Origin of the sequence: Paenirhizobium cremeum, from assembly GCF_047553425.1 — a bacterium.
Lineage (GTDB): Bacteria > Pseudomonadota > Alphaproteobacteria > Rhizobiales > Rhizobiaceae > Allorhizobium > Allorhizobium cremeum.
This window is the reverse complement of record NZ_CP180220.1, coordinates 103,333-123,405: the sequence shown is the minus strand read 5'-3', so window position 1 is coordinate 123,405 and position 20,073 is coordinate 103,333. Positions and strand designations below refer to the sequence as shown.

Annotated in this window: 17 protein-coding genes; 6 read left to right on the top strand and 11 right to left on the bottom strand. The window is 59.9% G+C overall.

What is annotated here, in order from left to right; all coding sequences use genetic code 11:
* Window positions 1-71: 71 nt before the first annotated feature.
* The 8 genes from kdpC to ACLBKR_RS23165 form a co-directional block, all read right to left on the bottom strand.
* Window positions 72-638, bottom strand: coding sequence for a potassium-transporting ATPase subunit KdpC (kdpC, locus tag ACLBKR_RS23200; RefSeq protein WP_113485990.1), 567 nt, complete (start codon window positions 636-638; stop codon window positions 72-74).
* Window positions 639-650: 12 nt separating this feature from the next.
* On the bottom strand, window positions 651-2,702 hold the full coding sequence (gene kdpB / locus ACLBKR_RS23195; RefSeq protein WP_113485991.1) for a potassium-transporting ATPase subunit KdpB: 2,052 nt from the start codon (window positions 2,700-2,702) through the stop codon (window positions 651-653).
* A gap of 208 nt (window positions 2,703-2,910) precedes the next feature.
* Window positions 2,911-4,614 (bottom strand): potassium-transporting ATPase subunit KdpA, encoded by a 1,704-nt coding sequence (gene kdpA / locus ACLBKR_RS23190; RefSeq protein ID WP_113485993.1) that lies wholly within the window; start codon window positions 4,612-4,614, stop codon window positions 2,911-2,913.
* 35 nt (window positions 4,615-4,649) lie between these two features.
* Window positions 4,650-4,739 (bottom strand): K(+)-transporting ATPase subunit F, encoded by a 90-nt coding sequence (kdpF, locus tag ACLBKR_RS23185; RefSeq protein WP_099061261.1) that lies wholly within the window; start codon window positions 4,737-4,739, stop codon window positions 4,650-4,652.
* A 285-nt stretch (window positions 4,740-5,024) separates the two neighbouring features.
* Window positions 5,025-5,201 (bottom strand): hypothetical protein, encoded by a 177-nt coding sequence (locus ACLBKR_RS23180; RefSeq protein WP_162759167.1) that lies wholly within the window; start codon window positions 5,199-5,201, stop codon window positions 5,025-5,027.
* 3 nt (window positions 5,202-5,204) lie between these two features.
* Entirely contained in the window at window positions 5,205-5,477 is a 273-nt protein-coding gene (locus tag ACLBKR_RS23175; RefSeq protein ID WP_113485995.1) for a hypothetical protein, read from the bottom strand.
* A gap of 11 nt (window positions 5,478-5,488) precedes the next feature.
* Window positions 5,489-5,671 (bottom strand): hypothetical protein, encoded by a 183-nt coding sequence (locus ACLBKR_RS23170; RefSeq protein ID WP_113485997.1) that lies wholly within the window; start codon window positions 5,669-5,671, stop codon window positions 5,489-5,491.
* A 410-nt stretch (window positions 5,672-6,081) separates the two neighbouring features.
* Window positions 6,082-6,900, bottom strand: coding sequence for a PaaX family transcriptional regulator C-terminal domain-containing protein (locus tag ACLBKR_RS23165; RefSeq protein WP_113485999.1), 819 nt, complete (start codon window positions 6,898-6,900; stop codon window positions 6,082-6,084).
* 48 nt (window positions 6,901-6,948) lie between these two features.
* On the opposite strand from ACLBKR_RS23165, the gene ACLBKR_RS23160 reads away from it, so the two are divergent.
* From ACLBKR_RS23160 to ACLBKR_RS23135, 6 genes are all read left to right on the top strand, one after another.
* On the top strand, window positions 6,949-8,613 hold the full coding sequence (locus ACLBKR_RS23160) for an isovaleryl-CoA dehydrogenase (RefSeq protein WP_113486001.1): 1,665 nt from the start codon (window positions 6,949-6,951) through the stop codon (window positions 8,611-8,613).
* A 279-nt stretch (window positions 8,614-8,892) separates the two neighbouring features.
* On the top strand, window positions 8,893-9,939 hold the full coding sequence (locus ACLBKR_RS23155) for an NAD-dependent epimerase (RefSeq protein WP_113448153.1): 1,047 nt from the start codon (window positions 8,893-8,895) through the stop codon (window positions 9,937-9,939).
* Between the two features lie 101 nt (window positions 9,940-10,040).
* Complete coding sequence (locus ACLBKR_RS23150; RefSeq protein WP_113448152.1) at window positions 10,041-12,764, top strand: ABC transporter ATP-binding protein; 2,724 nt, start codon at window positions 10,041-10,043, stop codon at window positions 12,762-12,764.
* A 41-nt stretch (window positions 12,765-12,805) separates the two neighbouring features.
* Complete coding sequence (locus tag ACLBKR_RS23145) at window positions 12,806-13,264, top strand: cyclic nucleotide-binding domain-containing protein (RefSeq protein WP_112827900.1); 459 nt, start codon at window positions 12,806-12,808, stop codon at window positions 13,262-13,264.
* A gap of 284 nt (window positions 13,265-13,548) precedes the next feature.
* Window positions 13,549-15,252 (top strand): adenylate/guanylate cyclase domain-containing protein, encoded by a 1,704-nt coding sequence (locus ACLBKR_RS23140; protein WP_113448151.1) that lies wholly within the window; start codon window positions 13,549-13,551, stop codon window positions 15,250-15,252.
* A gap of 168 nt (window positions 15,253-15,420) precedes the next feature.
* On the top strand, window positions 15,421-16,389 hold the full coding sequence (locus ACLBKR_RS23135; protein WP_414902260.1) for a polysaccharide lyase: 969 nt from the start codon (window positions 15,421-15,423) through the stop codon (window positions 16,387-16,389).
* Window positions 16,390-16,400: 11 nt separating this feature from the next.
* Here ACLBKR_RS23135 and ACLBKR_RS23130 read toward each other — a convergent pair whose 3' ends face one another.
* Genes ACLBKR_RS23130 through ACLBKR_RS23120 form a run of 3 tightly spaced genes read right to left on the bottom strand, consistent with a single transcriptional unit; the run spans window position 16,401 to window position 20,023 of the window.
* Entirely contained in the window at window positions 16,401-17,540 is a 1,140-nt protein-coding gene (locus ACLBKR_RS23130) for a glycosyltransferase (protein WP_113448150.1), read from the bottom strand.
* 29 nt (window positions 17,541-17,569) lie between these two features.
* Window positions 17,570-18,820, bottom strand: coding sequence for a glycosyltransferase family 4 protein (locus ACLBKR_RS23125; RefSeq protein ID WP_113448149.1), 1,251 nt, complete (start codon window positions 18,818-18,820; stop codon window positions 17,570-17,572).
* Window positions 18,821-18,823: 3 nt separating this feature from the next.
* On the bottom strand, window positions 18,824-20,023 hold the full coding sequence (locus ACLBKR_RS23120) for a glycosyltransferase family protein (RefSeq protein WP_113337957.1): 1,200 nt from the start codon (window positions 20,021-20,023) through the stop codon (window positions 18,824-18,826).
* Window positions 20,024-20,073 lie beyond the last annotated feature (50 nt).

Here is a 20,073-nt window from a genome sequence, read left to right as displayed (position 1 = left end):
GGGTTGAAATCTCTTGATCGGGCACGAGTGGCCACTATCGATGCCCACTCGCCCAGACAGCCTATTTCAATTTATGGATGAACCTCGTCAAGCGCCAGATTGAGCGCCAGCACATTGACGGTCGGTTCGCCAAGTAGGCCGAGTTCACGATCTTCCGTGTGGCCGTCCACCAGCGTGCGGACGGTTGCCTCATCGATACCGCGCGCCTTGGCAACACGCGGGACCTGGAAGTAGGCGGCCTCAGGAGAAATATGGGGATCAAGCCCGCTGCCGGATGCCGTCACGAGGTCGATCGGCACCTCGGCATTCGGATTGGTCGCGCGGGCGGCCTCATAGTCGGCCTTGACGCGGTCAATCAGCTTGCTGCTGGTCGGACCGAGATTTGACCCCGAGGAGCCGGCCGCGTTGTAACCGTCGCCGGCTGCGGAGGGACGCCCGTGGAAATATTTCTCACTGGTGAAGGCCTGGCCGATCAGCGCCGAGCCAATGACCTGACCATCCTTCTCGACCAGACTGCCATTCGCCTGATGCGGGAAGATCGCCTGGGCGACCCCGGTCATCGCGAGGGGATAGGCAAGTCCGGTTACGGCGGTGGTGGCAACGAGCATGACGATTGCCGGGCGAAGTTGCTTGAGCATTGTTCTTACTCCTTAGGCGAGACCGATCGCCGTGATGACGACGTCGATCACCTTGATGCCGATGAAGGGGACGATGATGCCGCCACCACCGTAGATGAGCAGATTGCGGGAAAGCAGCGCACCGGCGCCGACCGGACGGTAGCGCACGCCTTTCAGCGCGAGCGGGATCAGCGCGATAATGATAAGAGCGTTGAAGATGATCGCCGAGAGAATGGCGCTCTCAGGCGTTGCAAGGCCCATGACGTTGAGCACGCCGAGCTGCGGATAAAAGGCCAGGAACATCGCCGGGATGATGGCGAAATACTTGGCGATATCGTTAGCGATCGAAAACGTCGTCAGCGCGCCGCGGGTCATGAGAAGCTGCTTGCCGATTTCGACGATCTCGATGAGCTTCGTCGGGTCGCTGTCGAGGTCCACCATGTTGCCGGCCTCGCGCGCGGCGACCGTGCCGGTGTTCATGGCTACGCCGACATCCGCCTGTGCCAGCGCCGGAGCATCGTTCGTGCCGTCGCCGCACATGGCGACCAGCTTGCCCTTGCCCTGCTCCTCGCGGATGAGCTGCAGCTTGTTTTCCGGCGTCGCCTGGGCGAGGAAATCATCCACCCCGGCTTCGGCGGCGATCGCGGCGGCGGTCATCGGGTTGTCGCCGGTAATCATGACGGTGCGGATGCCCATGCGGCGCAGTTCGGCAAAACGCTCGTGAATGCCACCCTTGACGATGTCCTTGAGCTGCACGACGCCAAGCAGCTTTCCGTCGCGGACGACGGCAAGCGGCGTGCCGCCTGTCTTTGCGATCTCGTCTGCTATCGCCTGCAGCTCACTCACCGCGGCGGCCCCCAACGCAGCGGAACCGAGGTAGGAAAGAACCGCATCGACGGCGCCCTTGCGGATGCTGGAACCGTCGAGATCGACGCCGCTCATGCGCGTCTGGGCGGTAAACGGGACGAAGGTCGCCTTCAGGCTGGCCATGTCGCGGGCGCGGATACCGTACTTCTCCTTGGCGAGAACGACTATGGAACGCCCCTCGGGTGTTTCGTCCGCGAGCGAGGCGAGTTGGGCTGCATCGGCCAAATCCCGCTCGGATACGCCGCGAACCGGATGAAAAGCTGTGGCCTGACGGTTACCGAGCGTTATCGTACCGGTCTTGTCGAGCAGCAGCGTATCGACGTCACCGGCAGCCTCGACCGCACGGCCCGACATGGCAAGCACATTGAAACGTACCAGGCGATCCATGCCGGCAATCCCGATTGCCGAAAGAAGCGCGCCGATGGTGGTGGGGATCAGCGTCACGAAAAGGGCGACGAGCACGATGATCGGGATCGAGCCACCAGCATAGGCTGCAAAGCTCGGGATGGTGGCGGTGGCGAGAACGAAGATAAGCGTCATACCGGCGAGCAGGATGTTGAGCGCAATTTCGTTCGGCGTCTTCTGGCGTTCGGCGCCTTCGACGAGCGAGATCATGCGGTCGAGGAAGGTTGAACCGGCAGCAGCCGTGATGCGGACGCGAATCCAGTCGGAAAGAACCTGCGTACCGCCGGTGACAGCCGAACGGTCACCGCCGGATTCACGGATAACCGGGGCGGATTCGCCAGTAATGGCGGCTTCGTTGACCGAAGCGACACCCTCGATCACCTCGCCGTCGGACGGAATGATATCGCCGGCCTCGACGAGAACGATATCGCCCACCTTGAGGCTGGTGCCCGGTACCATGCGATAGCTGGCACGGTCGCTGCCCGTCAGCAGCTTAGCCTGGGTTTCCGTGCGTGCCTTGCGCAGCGAATCCGCCTGGGCCTTGCCGCGGCCTTCGGCGACAGCCTCGGCGAAATTGGCAAAGAGCACGGTGAACCAGAGCCAGAGATTGATCTGGAAGGAAAAGCCCAGATTGCCGCCACCGGTCGCAAGATCGCGGAGGAAGAGAACGGTGGTCAGCATCGAGACCACGGCCACGACGAACATGACCGGGTTGCGGGCAAGCGTCTTCGGGTTGAGCTTCCTGAAAGCGGCCCCGATAGCCGGAATGAGAATGCGAGAATCGACGATGCTCGCGGATTTTGCCTGGCTCATAAGAGACTCCAGCGTTGAAACGAGAATGGTGGACCGGCCAACCGGTCAGTCGTGCACGATTTGGATTGTGGCCACGAGGATCAGGATCCCGACCGTCATCAGCAGGATGACAGTGGAAGCCCGCCATTTCGGGCCTTCCACGCCCCGGCGAACCGGAGCATGAAGGGAAGCGTTCAAAGGCCTTTTGCGTAGGGTCACGGCTTGCACCTCAGAAGACCTGTCCGGCAATCATGGCCAAGTGCTCGACCACCGGTCCGAGTGCTAGCGCCGGCAGGAAAGTCAAACCGCCGACGATCAGGATTGTGCCGACGAGCAGGCCGACGAAGAGCGGACCATCGGTCGGGAAAGTGCCCGCCGAGGCCGGAACCGTCTTCTTGGCGACCAGCGATCCCGCGATTGCGAGAGCGGGAATGATAACCAGGAAACGACCGGCCAGCATGCCGATGCCCAGCGTCAGGTTGTACCAGGGGGTATTGCCGGTGAGACCGCCGAAAGCCGAGCCGTTGTTGGCAGCGGCCGAGGTGTAGGCATAGAGAATCTCGGAGAAGCCGTGCGGCCCGGCTGTGCCGATCGAGGCGACCGCCGAAGGTAGCACCGACGCGATCGCGGTGAAGACAAGCATCGCCAGCGGCAAGCAAAGAATGGCGAGAACGGCCATCTTCATTTCCTTCGCCTCGATCTTCTTGCCGAGATATTCCGGCGTGCGGCCAACCATGAGGCCAGCCACGAAGACGGCGACGACGATGAACAGCACGATGCCATAGAAGCCTGCACCCACGCCGCCGACGATGATTTCGCCGAGTTGCATGTTGATGAGCGGGATCAGGCCGCCCAGCGCGGTGAAGCTGCCGTGCATGGCATTGACCGCCCCGCAGGAGGCCGCCGTGGTGATGACTGCAAACAGCGAGGATAGGACGATGCCGAAGCGGACTTCCTTGCCCTCCATGTTGCCGCCCGCAAGGCCGAGGGACTGCATCAGCGGATTGCCTGCGGCTTCGGCCCAGTAGGTGACCGCGACACCGGCGATGAACAGCATGCCCATCGCGGCCAGGATCGCCCAGCCCTGGCGCTGATTGCCGACCATGCGGCCGAATACGTTGGTCAGGGCCGCGCCGATGGCGAAGATAGACACCATCTGAATAAGGTTGGAGATCGCATCGGGGTTTTCGAAGGGGTGGGCCGAGTTGGCATTGAAGAAGCCGCCGCCATTGGTACCGAGCATCTTGATGGCAAGCTGTGAAGCGACGGGGCCAACCGCGATGGTCTGCTGCGCACCTTCCAGCGTCGTGGCGTTAACATAGGGACCGAATGTCTGGGGTACTCCGAGCCAGACATAGATCAACGTCAGCACGATGCAGATCGGGAGCAAGACGTAGAGGGTGGCGCGGGTCATATCGACCCAGAAGTTACCGATCGCCTTGCCGGAAGCCCGAGAGAACGCCCGGATGAGCGCAATGGCAATCGCAATGCCGGTGGCTGCGGAAAGAAAATTCTGGACTGCCAGACCCGCCATTTGGGTCAAATACGACATGGTGCTTTCGCCACCATAGTTCTGCCAATTGGTATTGGTCATGAAGCTGATGGCCGTATTGAAGGCAAGCTCTTCGGGCACTGCTCCCATGCCGGCCGGATTGTACGGCAATCCCGCCTGCAGACGCATCAGGGCATAAAGAAACAGGAAGCCGAGCAGGTTGAACATCAGCATCGCGAAGGCATAGGTGGTCCAATGCTGTTCCTCGCGTTCGCCGGTGCCGGCAATGGCGTAAAGTCCCCGTTCGATGGGAACGAGAACTGGTGAGAGGAAGGTGCGCTCACCAGAAAAGACGCGGGTCATGTAACCGCCGAGCGGTTTGACCAGCGCAAGAGTGATCCCGCAGTATAGCAGGATCTGAAGCCATCCGTTGAGGGTCATGGGTGAAAACTTTCAATAGCCCGGCTGCTTCGTTGTCAGAAGCGCTCGGGGCGGATGAGAGCATAGGTGAGATAGACGGCAAGAAGCACAGTCACCGCACCGCTCAAGACGTAATCGAGAACCATCGGCGTAATTCCTTAAAGTCCATCGCAGGCACGCGCATACGCGAAGCATAGTGCAAAGAATATGATCGCCATTGCGAGTAACGTTATATCCATCATTGATCTTGACTCCTTTTCAATGACTGGAGTCAGACAAGCCAAAGGGCGCCGCCCGAAGGACGGCACCTTTACGCTTTCTGGCCAGGAGAAAATCGTTTCGATCTCTCGAGCATGAATATGCGGCGCGGGCGCATATAGATTCGAGATCGGGAGCCCGGCAAAGATATAGGATTCCTATAGGAATTTCGGCTAGGCTTGAAAGGTGGTTGCGAGTGCCAGTCCGTAAGTCGCCAGCAAGGCAAGCAGCATGACGACCAGCACGCCGAGAATGACATTCGAGGCGTAGAGGTGATCCCTTCGCCTGTCTCCTCCACTCCATGTGTACGCGTAGCCGTTTCTGCGCCGGCAGCCGGAAAAGCGGGACACGCCTCAAGCCCTCGCGACGGCTCTGGCCTGCCTTGCGGGGCGCTTGTCGAAAAGCCTGCCGAGCTTCAACGTGACATGATCGGGAACACACCAGACCGCGCCCGGCCTGTGATCACTCTCGAACATGGCGAAGTGCATAGCAGAGGCGCGATCGATGAAAACACCTCCCACCAGACCGTCACGGTCGGCAACGACCCAGCGGCCTTGAGCGTCGCGCCCCACGGTAAATCGCACGCCGGACGCCGAAGCGGCGGCTTCCAAATTCGCTCTACCCATGGGAAGCCTCCTCAGAAAATCAGGGCGAGAACGATCAGGGTGGAGCATGCGATGCCCGCCACCATGAACCACTTCAACAGAATGCCTGCATTCTGATCGACCGGCCCATGATCGGGCCAACGCTTGTTACTGCTCTGCACGTCGATATCCGCGAGATATTGCGCCAGAAAGAAACTTCCCAAACGACCGTACATGCACATGACTCCTTCTTTTGTTTCCGGTCTCACCGCAGAATGTCGCGGAACCGGTAGCCAAGAAGGTAGCCACGAGCGCATAGGCTTTCGATTGGAGTCGCCGGACGATAAAATAATCAAATTATATAAACGAGAAGACAAGTACGAGTGGACGTAACAGATCAGCCTCTACCGGCAGCAAGACGCCGCACGTCGGAGTTCGAACCCCGCCTCGCGGCGAACCAACGATCACCGTTCCAACTCTGCTCGATGTCCGCAATCAGGACATGGTCACACCTTACGAGCGCTCGCTGGACCTTCAACAAGGCCGCGCCAGGTTCGCAGCTTCACGTCTTCCGCGGCTGCGGTCACCTGCCCCCGATCGAAAACCGGATGAAGCGATTACGCCTCTCAGGAACTGGCCGGACCGCTCATGAAGCGGATGTGCCGAAGAATTCCATCCATATCCGCCGACCCTGATCGTCGAACCGCTTTACCGCCTCGATAAAGTCGTGGCGGGCGGCTTCGTCCGCCAACGGCGCGGGCAGCATGGGATCGAAGACGATCTGGCGAATGGCATCATCACCCAGAAGGAAGCTTTCCCGCGCGGCGATCTCTGGCCGCAATCTCGCCACGCCCTCAAGCCACACCTCCAGACGCCGCACGCCTTCCCTGTAGGCCGCGACTGATGTGTCGCGTTCCCAAAGACCAAGAGCCTGTTTCTGTCGCTCGGGATCGAAGTCCGCAGCCCGGAATACGGCAGCCGCCTCTCCAAGTCCCAACGCGATCAGGCGCTGACGCACCATGCCAGCTCCGCCCGCCAGATTATCGGGACGAATAAAAAGGCCGTTGCCGAGTTCGCGCATGCCCAGCATGGAGAGTGCCCGCTCCCGTGCCCTGAGCACCTTGCGGTCGCTGCGGGAAAGCCCTCCGGTCGATGCCGCGATCCAGTCGCCATTCCATCTGACGAGACGCTCCTCGACCGTCCGCCAACCGGCGACATCGTCACGGATCTTTCGCCTCTCGGACCCCAGGCGATAAACGCCTCGCTCGACAAGCTCGACAAGCCCCGACCGGGCAAGACGGGCTAGCGTCACCCGCACGCTGTTTTCGGAAATATCGAAGAGTGCACCGGCTCTCAAGGCGTCGGCCACGCTCAACACACCGCCAGCGGCGACACCAAGAAGATTGAGGATCAGACGCCGCGCGTTCGGGACCTCAAAATTACTATGTTTGACACTATTCGGCATTGCTCGTAATTTTCTTTCATGCGTGCTGAAAGGCACGAGGAGGAAAACATGTCATTTACCAGCCAATTCCTGACGCACGAAGTGCAAAATCAGCCGGAAGCGCTCATGGATTATAATGTCTGGGAGACGGACACTGCGCTGCGTGAGGTGGTCGAGCGCGACGGCGCCTCCTGGGCAAGTGACCACTTAAGCGAATACGGCGCACTGGCCGGCGGCGAGCTTATCCAGGCGGGTTATGAAGCGAATGAAAACGGCCCGCGATTGCGGCCGTTCGACCGGTATGGCCGCCGCATTGACGAGGTGGAATTCCACCCCGCCTATCATCGGCTGATGACGGAGGCGATGAAATACGGCATGAATGGCTTTGCCTGGCGCAATGCCAACCGGGCCGGCGCACATGTGGCGCGCGCCGCTGTGATGTACATAGGCTCGCAAGCGGATGCGGGCGTGGGCTGCCCCATGTCGATGACCTACGCGGCTATTCCCGCCCTCAGACACACATCAACACTCGCGGAGAAATGGATTCCGAAGCTCATCTCCACCGAGTACGACCCGCGCAGCCTTCCGATGGACCGGAAGGCCGGCTGCACCATCGGCATGGGTATGACAGAAAAACAGGGCGGTTCCGACGTCCGCTCAAACACAACGCGGGCAATCCGCCAACCTGACGGCACCTATGAACTGGTCGGGCACAAATGGTTCTTCTCCGCTCCGATGTGCGATGCCCATCTGGTGCTTGCGCAGGCAGAGGGTGGTTTGAGCTGCTTTCTTGTGCCGCGCTTTCGCCCGGACGGCAGTCGTAATGCAGTCGAGATCCAGCGACTGAAGGACAAGCTCGGTGACTGGTCGAACGCCTCGTCGGAGGTGGAGTTTCGCGGAGCGTTTGGAGAACTCGTCGGTGAAGAAGGCCGGGGTGTCGTGACCATTCTCGATATGGTGGCGCTCACCCGCCTCGACTGCATGACCGGCTCCGCGAGCCAGATGCGGCAAGCGACGGTGCAAGCCCTTCATCACACTCGGCAACGCAGGGCGTTCGGAAAATACCTGGTGGACCAACCGTTGATGCGCAACGTGCTCGCCGATCTGGCTCTTGAAAGCGAGGCGGCAGTCACCCTGACGATGCGCGTCGCCCGCGCCATAGACGCCGCAGGACGCGACGAAAGCGAGGCCGTCTTTGCCCGCATCGCCACGGCGATCGGCAAATACTGGATCTGCAAGCGCGCTCCTCCACACATCAATGAAGCGCAGGAATGCCTCGGTGGCATCGGTTACGTGGAAGAGACAATGATGCCACGTCTTTACCGGCAGGCTCCGCTGAACTCGATCTGGGAAGGCAGCGGCAATGTCCAGTGCCTCGACGTGCTGAGAGCCTTGCGCAAGGAACCCGCGTCGCGCGACGCCCTCTTCGGCGAACTTGCCGGCGCAAAAGGTCTCGACCGTAGCTACGATGCCGAGTTCGATGCGCTCGCCGGCTCTTTCGCCGATGCGGAAACACTCGAATATCGCAGCCGCGCGGTCGTGGAACGCGTCGCACTCCTGCTGCAGGCTTCCCTTCTTCTGAAATCGGCGGACCAGGCCATCGCAGCATGTTTCTGCCGCTCCCGTCTCGCAAAGGAACACGGGCTCGCCTTCGGCACACTTGGCCCCGATGCCCCGGTCGCTACGCTCATCGAGCGTGCAATGGTGAAGACCTCAGTCGCACCGATTTCCTGAACATGAAATCCTCCCAGACAATGCCATCGCCGAAGACCTCGGGTTAGGGAAGCTATCCGGGAGGCCCGACATCCTGACCGCAGATCCGAACTGCACCGGTGCCCATCACTCTCCGATCACGCCAATTCATGTCTATTCTCACGGAATTGACCGGAATTTACGAGAGAATCCGGTTGTCGTCCTTCGCTGGAAGCTCTAGGACCGCGACATGGCGACGGCAACGAGCCGCGCCCAGGAGACTTCGAACATCGAAGTAACGACGCGGAACGAAGGCAGACCATGCGTTATCTGATTACCGGGACGGCAGGCTTCATCGGCTTTCATCTGGCCCGAAGGCTTCTGGAGGCCGGCCACAGCGTGACCGGCTTCGACGGCATGACACCTTATTACGACGTCTCCCTGAAACGTCGGCGTCATGGAATCCTCGAAAGCTATCCGAATTTCGATCCGATCATCGGCATGCTCGAGGATACGGCAGCGCTCGACCGCGCAGCCGCCATAGAACAACCCGACGCGATCGTTCATCTCGCGGCCCAGGCCGGCGTGCGCTACAGCCTCGAAAATCCGCAGGCCTATGTAACCTCCAACCTCACCGGCTCCTGGACCGTGCTGGAACTGGCGAAACGCATCCGGCCGAAGCATCTCCTGCTCGCCTCCAGTTCCTCGATCTACGGCGCGAACGAGAAGGTGCCATTCGCCGAAACCGACCATGCTGACGAGCCGCTCACGCTTTATGCCGCGACCAAGAAGGCGATGGAGGCCATGGGCCATTCCTATGCCCATCTTTACAAGATACCGACCACCGCTTTCCGTTTCTTCACCGTGTACGGTCCATGGGGACGTCCCGACATGGCCCTTTTCAAATTCACCGACGCCATACTCAACGGCCGTCCCTTGGATATTTACGGCGAAGGGAAGATGAGCCGCGACTTCACCTATATCGACGATCTGGTGGAAGCTATCATACGGTTGATCGCTGTCGTTCCGGATGAGGAAAACCGTGTCACGGCGCCTGGAGTGGAAGATACACTTTCCCGGCATGCCCCTTTCCGCATCGTCAATATCGGCGGCGGCCAGCCGGTGGAACTGATCCGCTTCGTGGAAACGGTCGAGGCCGCTATCGGACAACCGGCCATTCGTCGCATGTTGCCGATGCAGAAGGGCGACGTGCCGCGCACCTACGCACTTCCCGATCTCCTTCAGGCGCTAACGGGCTTCGTACCGCAGATGCCCGTCGAACGCGGCGTTCTCGAATTCGTCGAATGGTACAAGACGTGGAAACGGGAAGAGGCGCCGCAAAAACTCGTCACTAGCGCAGTCTCCTGATCCCCCGACATATGCCGGCGAGCCGCTTGCAGCGGCTTTTGACAATACATAAGTACGGGGCTAAAAATCCGATTTGTGCTCGATCAGGCCAGTCCCGCCCCATGGAAAAAAGTCTTTCCCGCTACATCTGGAAGCACACCTGGCGTCAGCAAGTCATCATTCTCATGATCGTCGCTTTGTCGATGATCCCGTATTTCATATCGCTGGATCTGCCCAAGCAGATCATCAACGGCCCCATCCAGGGTGAGGGTTTTTCGACGCCGGAAGCCTTGCAGCCTTTTTTCGAACTCGGCTTCGACATGCCGCTCGTCGGCTATGTGCAGATCTACGCGGGATATCCGCTCGATCGCCTGTCCATGCTGATGGCGCTCAGTGTCGAGTTCCTGGCGCTGGTTGTTATCAACAACGCCTTCAAATATGTCATCAATACCTACAAAGGCCGCCTGGGCGAGCGGTTGCTGCGTCGCATCCGTTTCCAGCTCATCGACCACCTTCTCCGTTTCCCGCCGGCCTACTTCAAACGAACCAAGGGCGCGGAAATCGCCAGCATGATTAAGGACGAGGTGGAGCCGCTGGGCGGCTTTGCCGGCGATTCCTTCGTTCAGCCGGCATTGCTTGGCGGTCAGGTGATCGCAGCGCTGTCGTTCATCCTGGCGCAGAACTTCTGGCTCGGTCTGATAGCAGCCTTCATGGCGCTTCTGCAGATAGGGATCATTCCCAGAATGCGTCGACGACTGATCCGTCTCGGTCGGGAACGGCAGATCACCGCACGTCGGCTTGCAGGTCGGGTAAGCGAAATGGTCGAGGGCATGCCGACGATCCATGCCTATGATACTTCAAACTACGAGCGCGCCGACATGGCCCGTCGGCTGGGGGAGATCTTCGCGATCCGCTACGATCTCTACCAATGGAAGTTCATGGTGAAGTTCATCAACAACTTCCTGGCCCAGGTCACGCCGTTCCTCTTCTACAGTATCGGCGGCTATTTGACCCTGCGCGGCAATCTCGACGTTGGCCAGCTGGTCGCCGTCATCAACGCTTACAAGGAGTTGCCGAGCCCGCTCAAGGATCTGATCGACTGGGATCAGGCGCGGCAGGATGTGCAGGTAAAGTTCGAGCAGGTGGTCGAGCAGTTCCAGTCCGACAGCATACTTCAGCCGGAAATCCAGTCTATTTACACCGGCGTACCCGCACCGCTGCCCGGCCCCCTCGCCGCCGTCAATCTCGCGATAGACGACGACAGCGGCGGCCGTATGGTCGACCACGTCTCCCTGCATGTCGAGCCTGGCCAGACCATTGCGTTCCTCGATGCAAACGGCAGCGCCGGCAGCCTCATCGCCGATGCCATAGGTCGCGCGGTCTGGCCGAGCGCCGGCAGGGTCGCCGCAGGCGATATCGACATTCGCGATCTGCCGGAATCCATCACCGGTCGCCGCATCAGCTATGTCTCGGCGGAAACCTATTTCTTCCACGGGAGCCTGAAAGACAACCTGCTTTACGGCCTGAAACACGCCCCGCTGCAGCCTATGGAGAGGGAAGGCAACGCGGCTATCCGACGAAAATGGGAAATCAAGGAAGCCCGGCTGGCCGGAAACGTCGATTTCGATATCGAAGGGGAGTGGATCAGCACCGGGGCGGCGCCAGACAATGCCATAACCAGGGAAACGCTCGACGCCTGGATGCTCGGCGTTCTCGACACCGTGTTGCTCACCGAAGACGTTCTCGACCTCGCCTTGCGCAGCCCGGTCGATCCGCAAACGAACGAGGATATAGCCCGCTTCGCCATCGCTGCCCGACAGACATTGCGCGACGAACTGGCCAGCCTCAACCTGCCGGAACTCGTCGTACCCTTCGATTTCGAGGCTTACAATACCGAGGCGACCGTAGCCGAAAACCTGCTGTTCGGGTCTCTTGTCGACGGAGAAACCGCGGCCCAGCGGATCATTGCCAGCAACTACTTCCGGTCGGTTATCCGGCAGGACGGATTGGCCGATCTACTGTTTGAAATGGGGCGTTCGGTCGCGAGCACAATCGTTGAACTGTTCGGCGACATGCAGCAGAACAACCCGCTATTGCCCGAACTTCCCTTCATGGAAGGTCATGAAATCCCCGATTACGCCCGCATCCTGAAAGAGATCGAGGGGCGGGGCATCGACGAAACGAACGACGAGCAGCGTCGTGTCATCTTCCTGACCGCCTTCGCCTACGTCGAAAGCCGCTATCGCTTCGGCCTGCTGACCGATGAAATCATGCGCAAGATCGTGGCCGCGCGCCAGAAGTTCCATGCCAATCTACCGGCGGAACTCGGAGGTCTCATTGCGCGTTACGAACCAGACAAGTTCCAGCCATCGTCCTCGTTGATCGAGAACATTTTGTTCGGCAAGATCAGCCGAGGCCATGCGGATGCCCAAAACCGCATCGCCCCATTGATCAGGCAACTGGCCGAGAAGGAGGGAGTGTATACGGAAATGCTCGCAGTCGGTCTCGATTACGATCTTGGTCCGGGCGGCAAGCGGCTGACGCTGTTGCAGCGCCAGAAACTCAACGTTGCGCGCGCACTGATCCGCGGTACGGAATATTGCATCCTCAACCAGCCGCTGCCGGGCCTTAATCCGCGCCTGCAGACCCAGTTGGTGAAGAATGTCATCTCCTTCTTGCGCAGCAAGTCCGAAAAGTGCACTATTATATGGGTTCTATCCAATCCGCGGCTGTGCAAGCTCTTCGAACGGATCATGGTATTCGACAAAGGCGGGCTGGTCGCTGATGGAACCTACGAGACTCTGGTGGAAGAAAACGGTATGGTGAAAGAGCTGGTAACGAGGTAGTTTCAGGAGAGACCCTCTCCGGCTCAGTTTGGAGGTATGCGATGGTCCTTATGGATGAGGTTCAATGCCTGCGTGCCCTGCCGTTCTTCGCGTCTGCGGATCCGGCCAAGCTGAAGTTGCTGGCTTTTACATCCGACCGTATGAAATTCGCGCCGGGTCAGGAATTGTTCCATGAGGGCGATGTAGGCGATTCCGCCTTTGTTATCCTCGGGGGTACCGCGGATATAGTCGTGGATACTCCCGCCGGCGAGATCAAGGTTGCAGAGGCCGGAAAGAACTCCATCGTCGGCGAAATCGCTATACTCTGCGACGGCTACCGCACTGCTACCGTCCGGGCAAGCACGCCAATGGACACCTTGCGCATCAGCAAGGAGGCTTTCCGCAAGCTGATGGCCGATTGCCCGTCGATGATGCTTGGCGTGATGCGTGTGCTCGCCACCCGTCTCCAAACAACGACATCAGAGCTTGCAGCCCAGAAGAGCCACGAGGAATACGCCTGAGGCTAGCGGTTCCGAGCTACACCCGCGCCGTAAATGTGTCTCAGGTGACGATCGAGTCGCATATTTTGGCGATTGTCGATTTCCTCGATCCATAATTCCCTCTATGAACCGGACCACTGACGGGATGCCCCGCGCGACCATTCGTTTTCCGGTTGGTCCATGCGACGACATCCAAACAAAGCTGGAATTTTGACGACGACGCTGCAGAATGGTGGGGCCTCTTTTTGGCCGCTTTCATGCCCCAGAGGCACTGCGCCGCGTTCATTCCCACAGGGTCGCTCTTGATGCTGCAGCCTGCACGCCCTTTCTTGCCAGACAAGGCCGCACATCAACTGGGTATCGCATCCGGAGTGATCCTCTTTGCGTTCATTTCGACGCATCTTCTCAATCACGCGCTGACACTGGTATCGATTGCCTTTGCTGACGAGGTCCTGAAGATCTTCAAGATCCTCTGGCGCAATCCGCTCGGAACCCTCCTCCTGTACGGTTCGTTTCTGGTTCATTTCCTGCTCGCGCTTCGAACGCTTTACCTGCGTCGGCACATGCGCCTGCCGGCCCGTATGATGATCCAGGTCATCTTCGGTCTTTCCATCCCCGTCCTCATCGCCCAGCATGTGGTCTCCGCGCGGGTACCCGCCCTCTATGGCGGCTTCGACAGCACCTATGAGAGCGTCATAAGAGCCATATGGAACGGCAGCGGTCTGTTCGGACTGAAAATGGCTCTGGCCGTCATCGTGGTCTGGGTGCACGGCTGCATCGGCCTTTATGCCGCCCTTCGCTTCAGGGAGTGGTTTCCGCGCGTGTCGCAGTGGCTCTTCGCATTTGCGATCCTGCTGCCGACGCTTGCGCTCGTCGGCATACTGACCAGTGGCCGACAGATGGAGGCTTCGGCCACGACCAGGGGATCTGTTCAATCATCCGGCTCGGGCGCCGAGATGTTGCGGCTGCAAGCCGCGAGACCCCAACTCGACCTCGCTGCGATCGAGCAACGTATCTACGTCGCCTTCGGTCTGGGGCTGGGACTTGTCGTGATGCTGCGCTCCGTCCGTTCATTGCGTCGCAACGTCCCCGAAATCAGCATTACCTACGCACATGGTGCACAGGTTCGCGTGCCGCGAGGAACATCGATCCTTGAAGCCAGCCGGATGGGCCGGATCGATCACTATTCGATCTGCGGCGGCAAAGGACGCTGTTCGACCTGTCGTGTACGCATCGTCGACAGCGCCGGTCCGCTGCCACCCGCAACCGCCATGGAACAGGCGACGTTATCGCGAATCCGAGCGGCCCCCGATACGCGGCTAAGCTGCCAGACCCGGCCTGATTACGACCTGACCGTCGCACTATTGCTGGAGCCGCCGGCCGGCGGCGATGTCTATTCCGCCAGGCCGCTTAGACAAGCCGGCCGGGAAAAGGAAATCGTCGTGCTTTTCTGCGATATCCGCAATTTCACCACCATTTCGGAAAGCAGGCTGCCCTATGACATCGTCTTCCTTCTGAACCGTTATTTCGCGGTCGTCGGTCGAGCGGTAGAAGAAGCCAAGGGACAGGTGGACAAGTTCATCGGCGACGGCGTGATGGCGCTCTTCGGTATCGATGCCACCGAACCGAGCGAGGCGTGCCGACAGGCGCTGAAAGCTGCAGCAACGATCGTCGCGGAGACAGAGAAGCTCAACCAGGAAATGATGCAGGAATTCGGTGTCGACCTCAGGATCGCAATCGGCATTCACTTCGGCCCTGCGATCGTCGGCGTGATCGGTTACGGCAAGGTGTCGGGCCTCACCGCGATCGGCGACACCGTCAACGTGGCAAGCCGGCTCGAGGCGGTCGCAAAGCAGTTCAACGTCGCGATTGCCGCGTCCGAACCCATCATGCTGCTTGCTCACCTGCCCTATGACGGGCTTTCCAACCGCTCCGTCTCGCTGAAGGGGCGCCGGACGGACATGCGTGTCTATCTGCTCTCGACAGAGGACGCCAGACGCTACGCTTGATCTCGACGCGCGCCTCTCTTTCCGAGGAACCGGAAAACGGCAGGGATCTCCTCGCGAGGAATTGACCCGCTCCGTCTTCTGCCTACTAGCCTGCGACATTCTGTGAAGGTAAATCTAGACTGCAGAAAGCCGTCACCAGCCATTCGCATATGCAACGGGAGGATATCGTTGAAACCCTATCGTCTTTTGGGCATTGCTCTTCTTGCCGGCTGTTTTATTGCAGCACCGGCGCTCGGCAATAGGCCGACCAGCCAGAAATTGTTCGACGGTTTCGACGGCCAGGACTTTTCCCCCGAAGGCGGACTTTACTACCGCATGAACGAGGAGCAGAAAGCTGGCAGCTATGTGTTTCAGAGCGAGGTTAAACGTAACGGCGCAGGCGCGCTGAAACTCAGCGTGCGGAGCCAATGTCCGGCCACCGACGATCTGTGCAGTGAACGCGCCGAGATCTGGGAAAAGACCCCGCTGCGCGTCCCCTATGACGAACCGGTCTGGTTCGGTTTCGCCATGAAACTTGCCGATCCCGTTCCACAGGACGACCATCGCTACCTGATGGCCCAGTGGAAACGGGAAATCGGGCCTGAGGCCGAGGGGGATTTCAGCCCCTTCCTCGCGCTCCGGCTCGACCGTGGCAAGATGTTCTTCTCGGTGGAAACCAATTATGTCGAAGGTGGCCCTCAGCCGATCGATGGCGTTGCCGGTCGTTGCCCGGAAGGCAGCACACCCGTCTGGTTCCGCCCTGAAGTCAACCAGATGCGCGCCCTTGCCGCTTCAGGCCCCGACTGGAGCGCCGAGGATGCTGCTACATTCCCATCCTGCACGGACAAGATTTCCGTCGTGCAGCACAATCCGCTACCCAAAGCATCAACGGACTGGATCGACTTTGCGATTTTCTCCCGTCCGGACCCTAATGGAGACGGCCGGATCGAAATCTTCGCCGACCGCGTCTGGGTCGCTACCGTGACGGGATATGTGGGCCACGGCGATGCGGGCCTCGGAAAGAATCAGTATTTCAAATTCGGCCCCTACCGGGCCGGAGCTGAGGATATATGGACCGTCTATTATGACGATTTCCGGCGCTCTCCCGATTGCATCGATGTGCTGGAAGACTCGAAGGCCTGTTCTGTCCTGCAGTAAGTCGCGAGGTCTCAGCACCGATAGGGCTGAGCGCCAAGCATTCCCGCAATCACCCGGGCCGTTCCGGCGGCGCCGTCAAGTGAAATCGGAAGCTCCGGCGGGAAACTGAGCTCGCGTGCGGCGGTGATTGCCTCGGCCATCGCCGTCCCAGTCAGACCTTGCTCGGTGACGACCTTCGCCAGGCCCAGCGCGACCAGCTTTTCGGCCCGGACGGATTGCTCTGTCTCACCACCGGCAGCAAAGGGTACGAACAGGGCGCGGCAACGCGCCCGCAAGAGATCGCAGACCGTGTTGTAGCCCGCCTGAGAAATCGACAGGCCGGCCTGCGGCAAGAGGCTCGGGAAGTCCGGACGAAAGCGAAAGAGGGAAACACCCCTCGAAACGCGGGCCGCGAAACGATCGTAATCCGTCTGCGCCAAGTTGGGACCGGTAATCACACACCATTCCTCGCGATCATCGAGAATATCGCGGGCGTCGAGTGCAGCCTCGATCAGCGCTCCACCCACGGCACCACCGCCGGCGGAAATCACCACGCCAAAACGATCAGCGGATGGCGGAGCTTCAACCGGCGCAACAAGGCCGGTGTAATGAATCTTGTCCGCAAGCTCACCCGCGAGCGGAAACGTCTCTTCGAGCCGCACGAAATGCGGATCACCGTGCACGAGGATACCGTCGAAATAACGGGCGACGAGATCGGCAGTCTCGCGGTCTCGCCCAGGCTTGCGGTTCTCCTGCAGGATGTCCCTGATCGAGCTGAAGAGCAGCGGACGGTTGTTGGCATTCTCGATGGCCTCGAGCAAGGGCAGAAGCTCGAAGCGCATCTGACGTCGGCCGAAGGGGAAAGCCTCTATGATGACGACATGCGGTTCGACTCTCGCAAAAGTCTCAAGAAGAATAGCCGTCCGTCTCTGCTCGAAGTCCGTATCGACAGGATTACCCTCAATATCGGCAAGGCTTGAGAATCCGCTCTTGGCCGCAACGACGGCCGGAAGCTGGACGTGTTCGACGCCCTTTCCCGGAAAACCGTTCACAGTCGCCCCGCCTGTCACCAGCGTCACCGAGAAGCCGGCCTCGACCAGAGCCTCAGCGATCCGGCTGGCACGCGCCAGATGCCCGATACCAAGCAGGTGCTGGACATAGAAAAGAACCATTCTCTTCGAGGGGGACGCTTGCGGCGTACTCAAATCCCTCTCCTCTCCCACGCTTCTGTAAAGAGCCGGTCAAGATCGTGAATACTGTTATGGTGGTCGAAGTCCTTCCGCACCCTCGCCTCAGCAGCGACTCCGAGCCTCTCCCGCAGATCGGGATCGGTCATCACGCGCTGCAGTGTGATCGAGAGAGCCTCCGCGTCTTCGGACTCGACCAGCAATGCGTTTTCGCCGTCGACAAACAGTTCCGAGATGCCTGAAACGGTCGTGGAGACGGCCATGAGCCGCTGGCTTGCCGCCTCGACGAGGACGTTCGGCAGACCGTCGCGGTCACCATCCGCTGTAATCCGGCAGGCGAGTGCGAAGAGATCGCTATCGCGATAATGAGCGAGCACATCGCGCTGGTCCATCGAGCCCTTCCAGACAATCCGGTCGGAAATACCAAGTTCGCCGGCGAGCGCTTTCAGACTGCCCAGTTCATCGCCACCGCCAATGTGAGTAAACTGCCAGTGAAGGTTCGCCGGAAGCTTGGCGAACGCCTTCAGCAGCACGTCATACCCCTTCTTCTTGACGGCGCGGCCAACGCTCAACACACGGAGAGGATCAGTTGGATCGGATCCGTCACGGCGAGGCCGCTGACCGTCGAAGTGCGGGAACCGCTCGAGGTCGAGACCGTGATAGCTGAGATGCATGACATCGCGTCCACCTGAAAGCGATGACAGCTTTTCATAGCCCACCCGCGTGCAGGTCACGCCCCAGTCGGCACTCTGGAGCTTTTCTGCCAGATCCCAGTCCTCGGAAGTCCAGATGTCCTTGGCGTGAGCGGAAATCGACCACGGGATACCGCTGATCTCGCTGGCGTAGCGCGCGACCGACGCGGGCGTATGGATGAAATGCGCATGCAGCCATTTGCCTCCCTGCGGCCATTCCGCAACGAGCACCGCCGCCTGACCGAAGCGGCGAAACCGGTTGCGCGAAAAATCCCGTTTCAAATCCTTCCAGAAGGACGAAAGCGCTTTGCCGAACCCCGGCAGAAGGCACGTCTTCCGTAACGCTCTCAGGACGCGAAGCGGCTCCTCATGCAGGTATTCCGGCAGATAGCTGACGCGGGCGCGGATCTCGTCATGCACCGGGTGACGCTTCTTGTCCGTCGGGCGACGCATGGCGACGATTTCTAGCTCGAAGCCGGCACGTTCCAGACCCAGCAGTTCCTGTGCGATGAAAGTCTCCGAGAGGCGCGGATAGCCCTTCAGGAGGACGACAATCTTTCCGGTCCTGTCCATTAATTATCCCTGGGCGGCAAAACGCGGTGACCTGGCGTCTTCGCTCAGATACCCGCCAACGATCTGCGAGATGGTTTGCAATCCCTCAAGGTGGAGGCCGGCGGCGCTGGCAGAGGGAGGATCTCGTTTCAGCACGTCCTTGATCGCCTGCGCGAAACGCAGGCTATCGGAGGCCTCCTGGCCGGAGAGCATGCTGACGAGGCCGAGTTCGGAGGCCCTGCGGGCACGGATCAACTGTTCCAGCCGCGGCTGGGTACGCGGAACCACCAGAGCCGGTTTATCGAAGGACAGGATTTCGCAGTAGGTGTTGTAACCACCCATGGCGACAACCGCCTTCGCACCCGCAATCCGGTCTTCCATCCGGTTGTCGAATTCGATCATTTCCAGGTGAGGGTTATTGCCCGCCTGCTCCACGAAGTGCTGTCGCTGTTCAGCCGGCATATAGGGACCGAGCACAATCACCGCCTTGTGGGTGAGCGTCGAATCGGCCTGGTAGGCCGCGATCACGTCCCGCACCAGATCGGCCCCGTCACCACCACCGCCGGTCGTTACGAGCAGATAGTCCTCGGCAGGTTCCTCACGTTCAACCGACGCCTTGCGTTGCAGAAAACCAACAAAGCTCATTTTCTCCCGAACGCTCGACGGCACATCGAGGCCGGTCAGTGGATCGTAGAAATCCGGTGGACCATAGACCCAGATGTTGTCGTAGAGCGAGCCGATCTTGTGCATCACGTCATTACGCTTCCATTCCGCGTCCAGCAGATGCGGGGCATCCATGACCTCACGGAGGCCGAGGATCAGCGTGGTACCGCGTTCCTTCAGAAAGCGCAGCGTTTCCTCTACCTCGCCACGCAGCCCAAGAGGCTCCTTGTCGATAATGAAGATGTCCGGCTGAAACGTCTCGGCGGTGTGCAGGATGATCGATTGCCGCATCCTGATGGTCGCCTTGACGTCAATGTGCTGGTCCATCGACGTATATTCGCCGTTGCGCAGCTTGATGACGCTCGGAATCTTCACGAAATCCACGCGGGCGCGATAATCGAAGGCACCGGCGATCGTGGCGCCGGAAATAATCAGCACCTGCAGGCCGCGATAGTCTTCGACAAGCGAATGGGCAATCGTACGGCAGCGCCGCAGGTGCCCAAGGCCGAATGTATCATGACTGTACATGAGAATTCGTGCCTTGCGCGACTGTCCAGTCATGCAGTTGTTCTCCTATGGGTCAGAAGCATTGATCCGCGGCAAGTCGCATG

Bases quoted from the DNA above. Each gene is read 5' to 3' on its own strand.
- ACLBKR_RS23160 (WP_113486001.1), top strand. From the start codon at position 6,949: ATGTCATTTACCAGCCAATTCCTGACGCACGAAGTGCAAAATCAGCCG.
- ACLBKR_RS23130 (WP_113448150.1), bottom strand. From the start codon at position 17,540: ATGGTTCTTTTCTATGTCCAGCACCTGCTTGGTATCGGGCATCTGGCG.
- ACLBKR_RS23165 (WP_113485999.1), bottom strand. From the start codon at position 6,900: ATGCCGAATAGTGTCAAACATAGTAATTTTGAGGTCCCGAACGCGCGG.
- kdpF (WP_099061261.1), bottom strand. From the start codon at position 4,739: ATGGTTCTCGATTACGTCTTGAGCGGTGCGGTGACTGTGCTTCTTGCC.
- ACLBKR_RS23145 (WP_112827900.1), top strand. From the start codon at position 12,806: ATGGTCCTTATGGATGAGGTTCAATGCCTGCGTGCCCTGCCGTTCTTC.
- ACLBKR_RS23175 (WP_113485995.1), bottom strand. From the start codon at position 5,477: ATGGGTAGAGCGAATTTGGAAGCCGCCGCTTCGGCGTCCGGCGTGCGA.
- kdpC (WP_113485990.1), bottom strand. From the start codon at position 638: ATGCTCAAGCAACTTCGCCCGGCAATCGTCATGCTCGTTGCCACCACC.
- ACLBKR_RS23170 (WP_113485997.1), bottom strand. From the start codon at position 5,671: ATGTACGGTCGTTTGGGAAGTTTCTTTCTGGCGCAATATCTCGCGGAT.
- ACLBKR_RS23125 (WP_113448149.1), bottom strand. From the start codon at position 18,820: ATGGACAGGACCGGAAAGATTGTCGTCCTCCTGAAGGGCTATCCGCGC.
- ACLBKR_RS23120 (WP_113337957.1), bottom strand. From the start codon at position 20,023: ATGACTGGACAGTCGCGCAAGGCACGAATTCTCATGTACAGTCATGAT.
- ACLBKR_RS23150 (WP_113448152.1), top strand. From the start codon at position 10,041: ATGGAAAAAAGTCTTTCCCGCTACATCTGGAAGCACACCTGGCGTCAG.
- ACLBKR_RS23140 (WP_113448151.1), top strand. From the start codon at position 13,549: ATGCTGCAGCCTGCACGCCCTTTCTTGCCAGACAAGGCCGCACATCAA.
- kdpB (WP_113485991.1), bottom strand. From the start codon at position 2,702: ATGAGCCAGGCAAAATCCGCGAGCATCGTCGATTCTCGCATTCTCATT.
- kdpA (WP_113485993.1), bottom strand. From the start codon at position 4,614: ATGACCCTCAACGGATGGCTTCAGATCCTGCTATACTGCGGGATCACT.
- ACLBKR_RS23155 (WP_113448153.1), top strand. From the start codon at position 8,893: ATGCGTTATCTGATTACCGGGACGGCAGGCTTCATCGGCTTTCATCTG.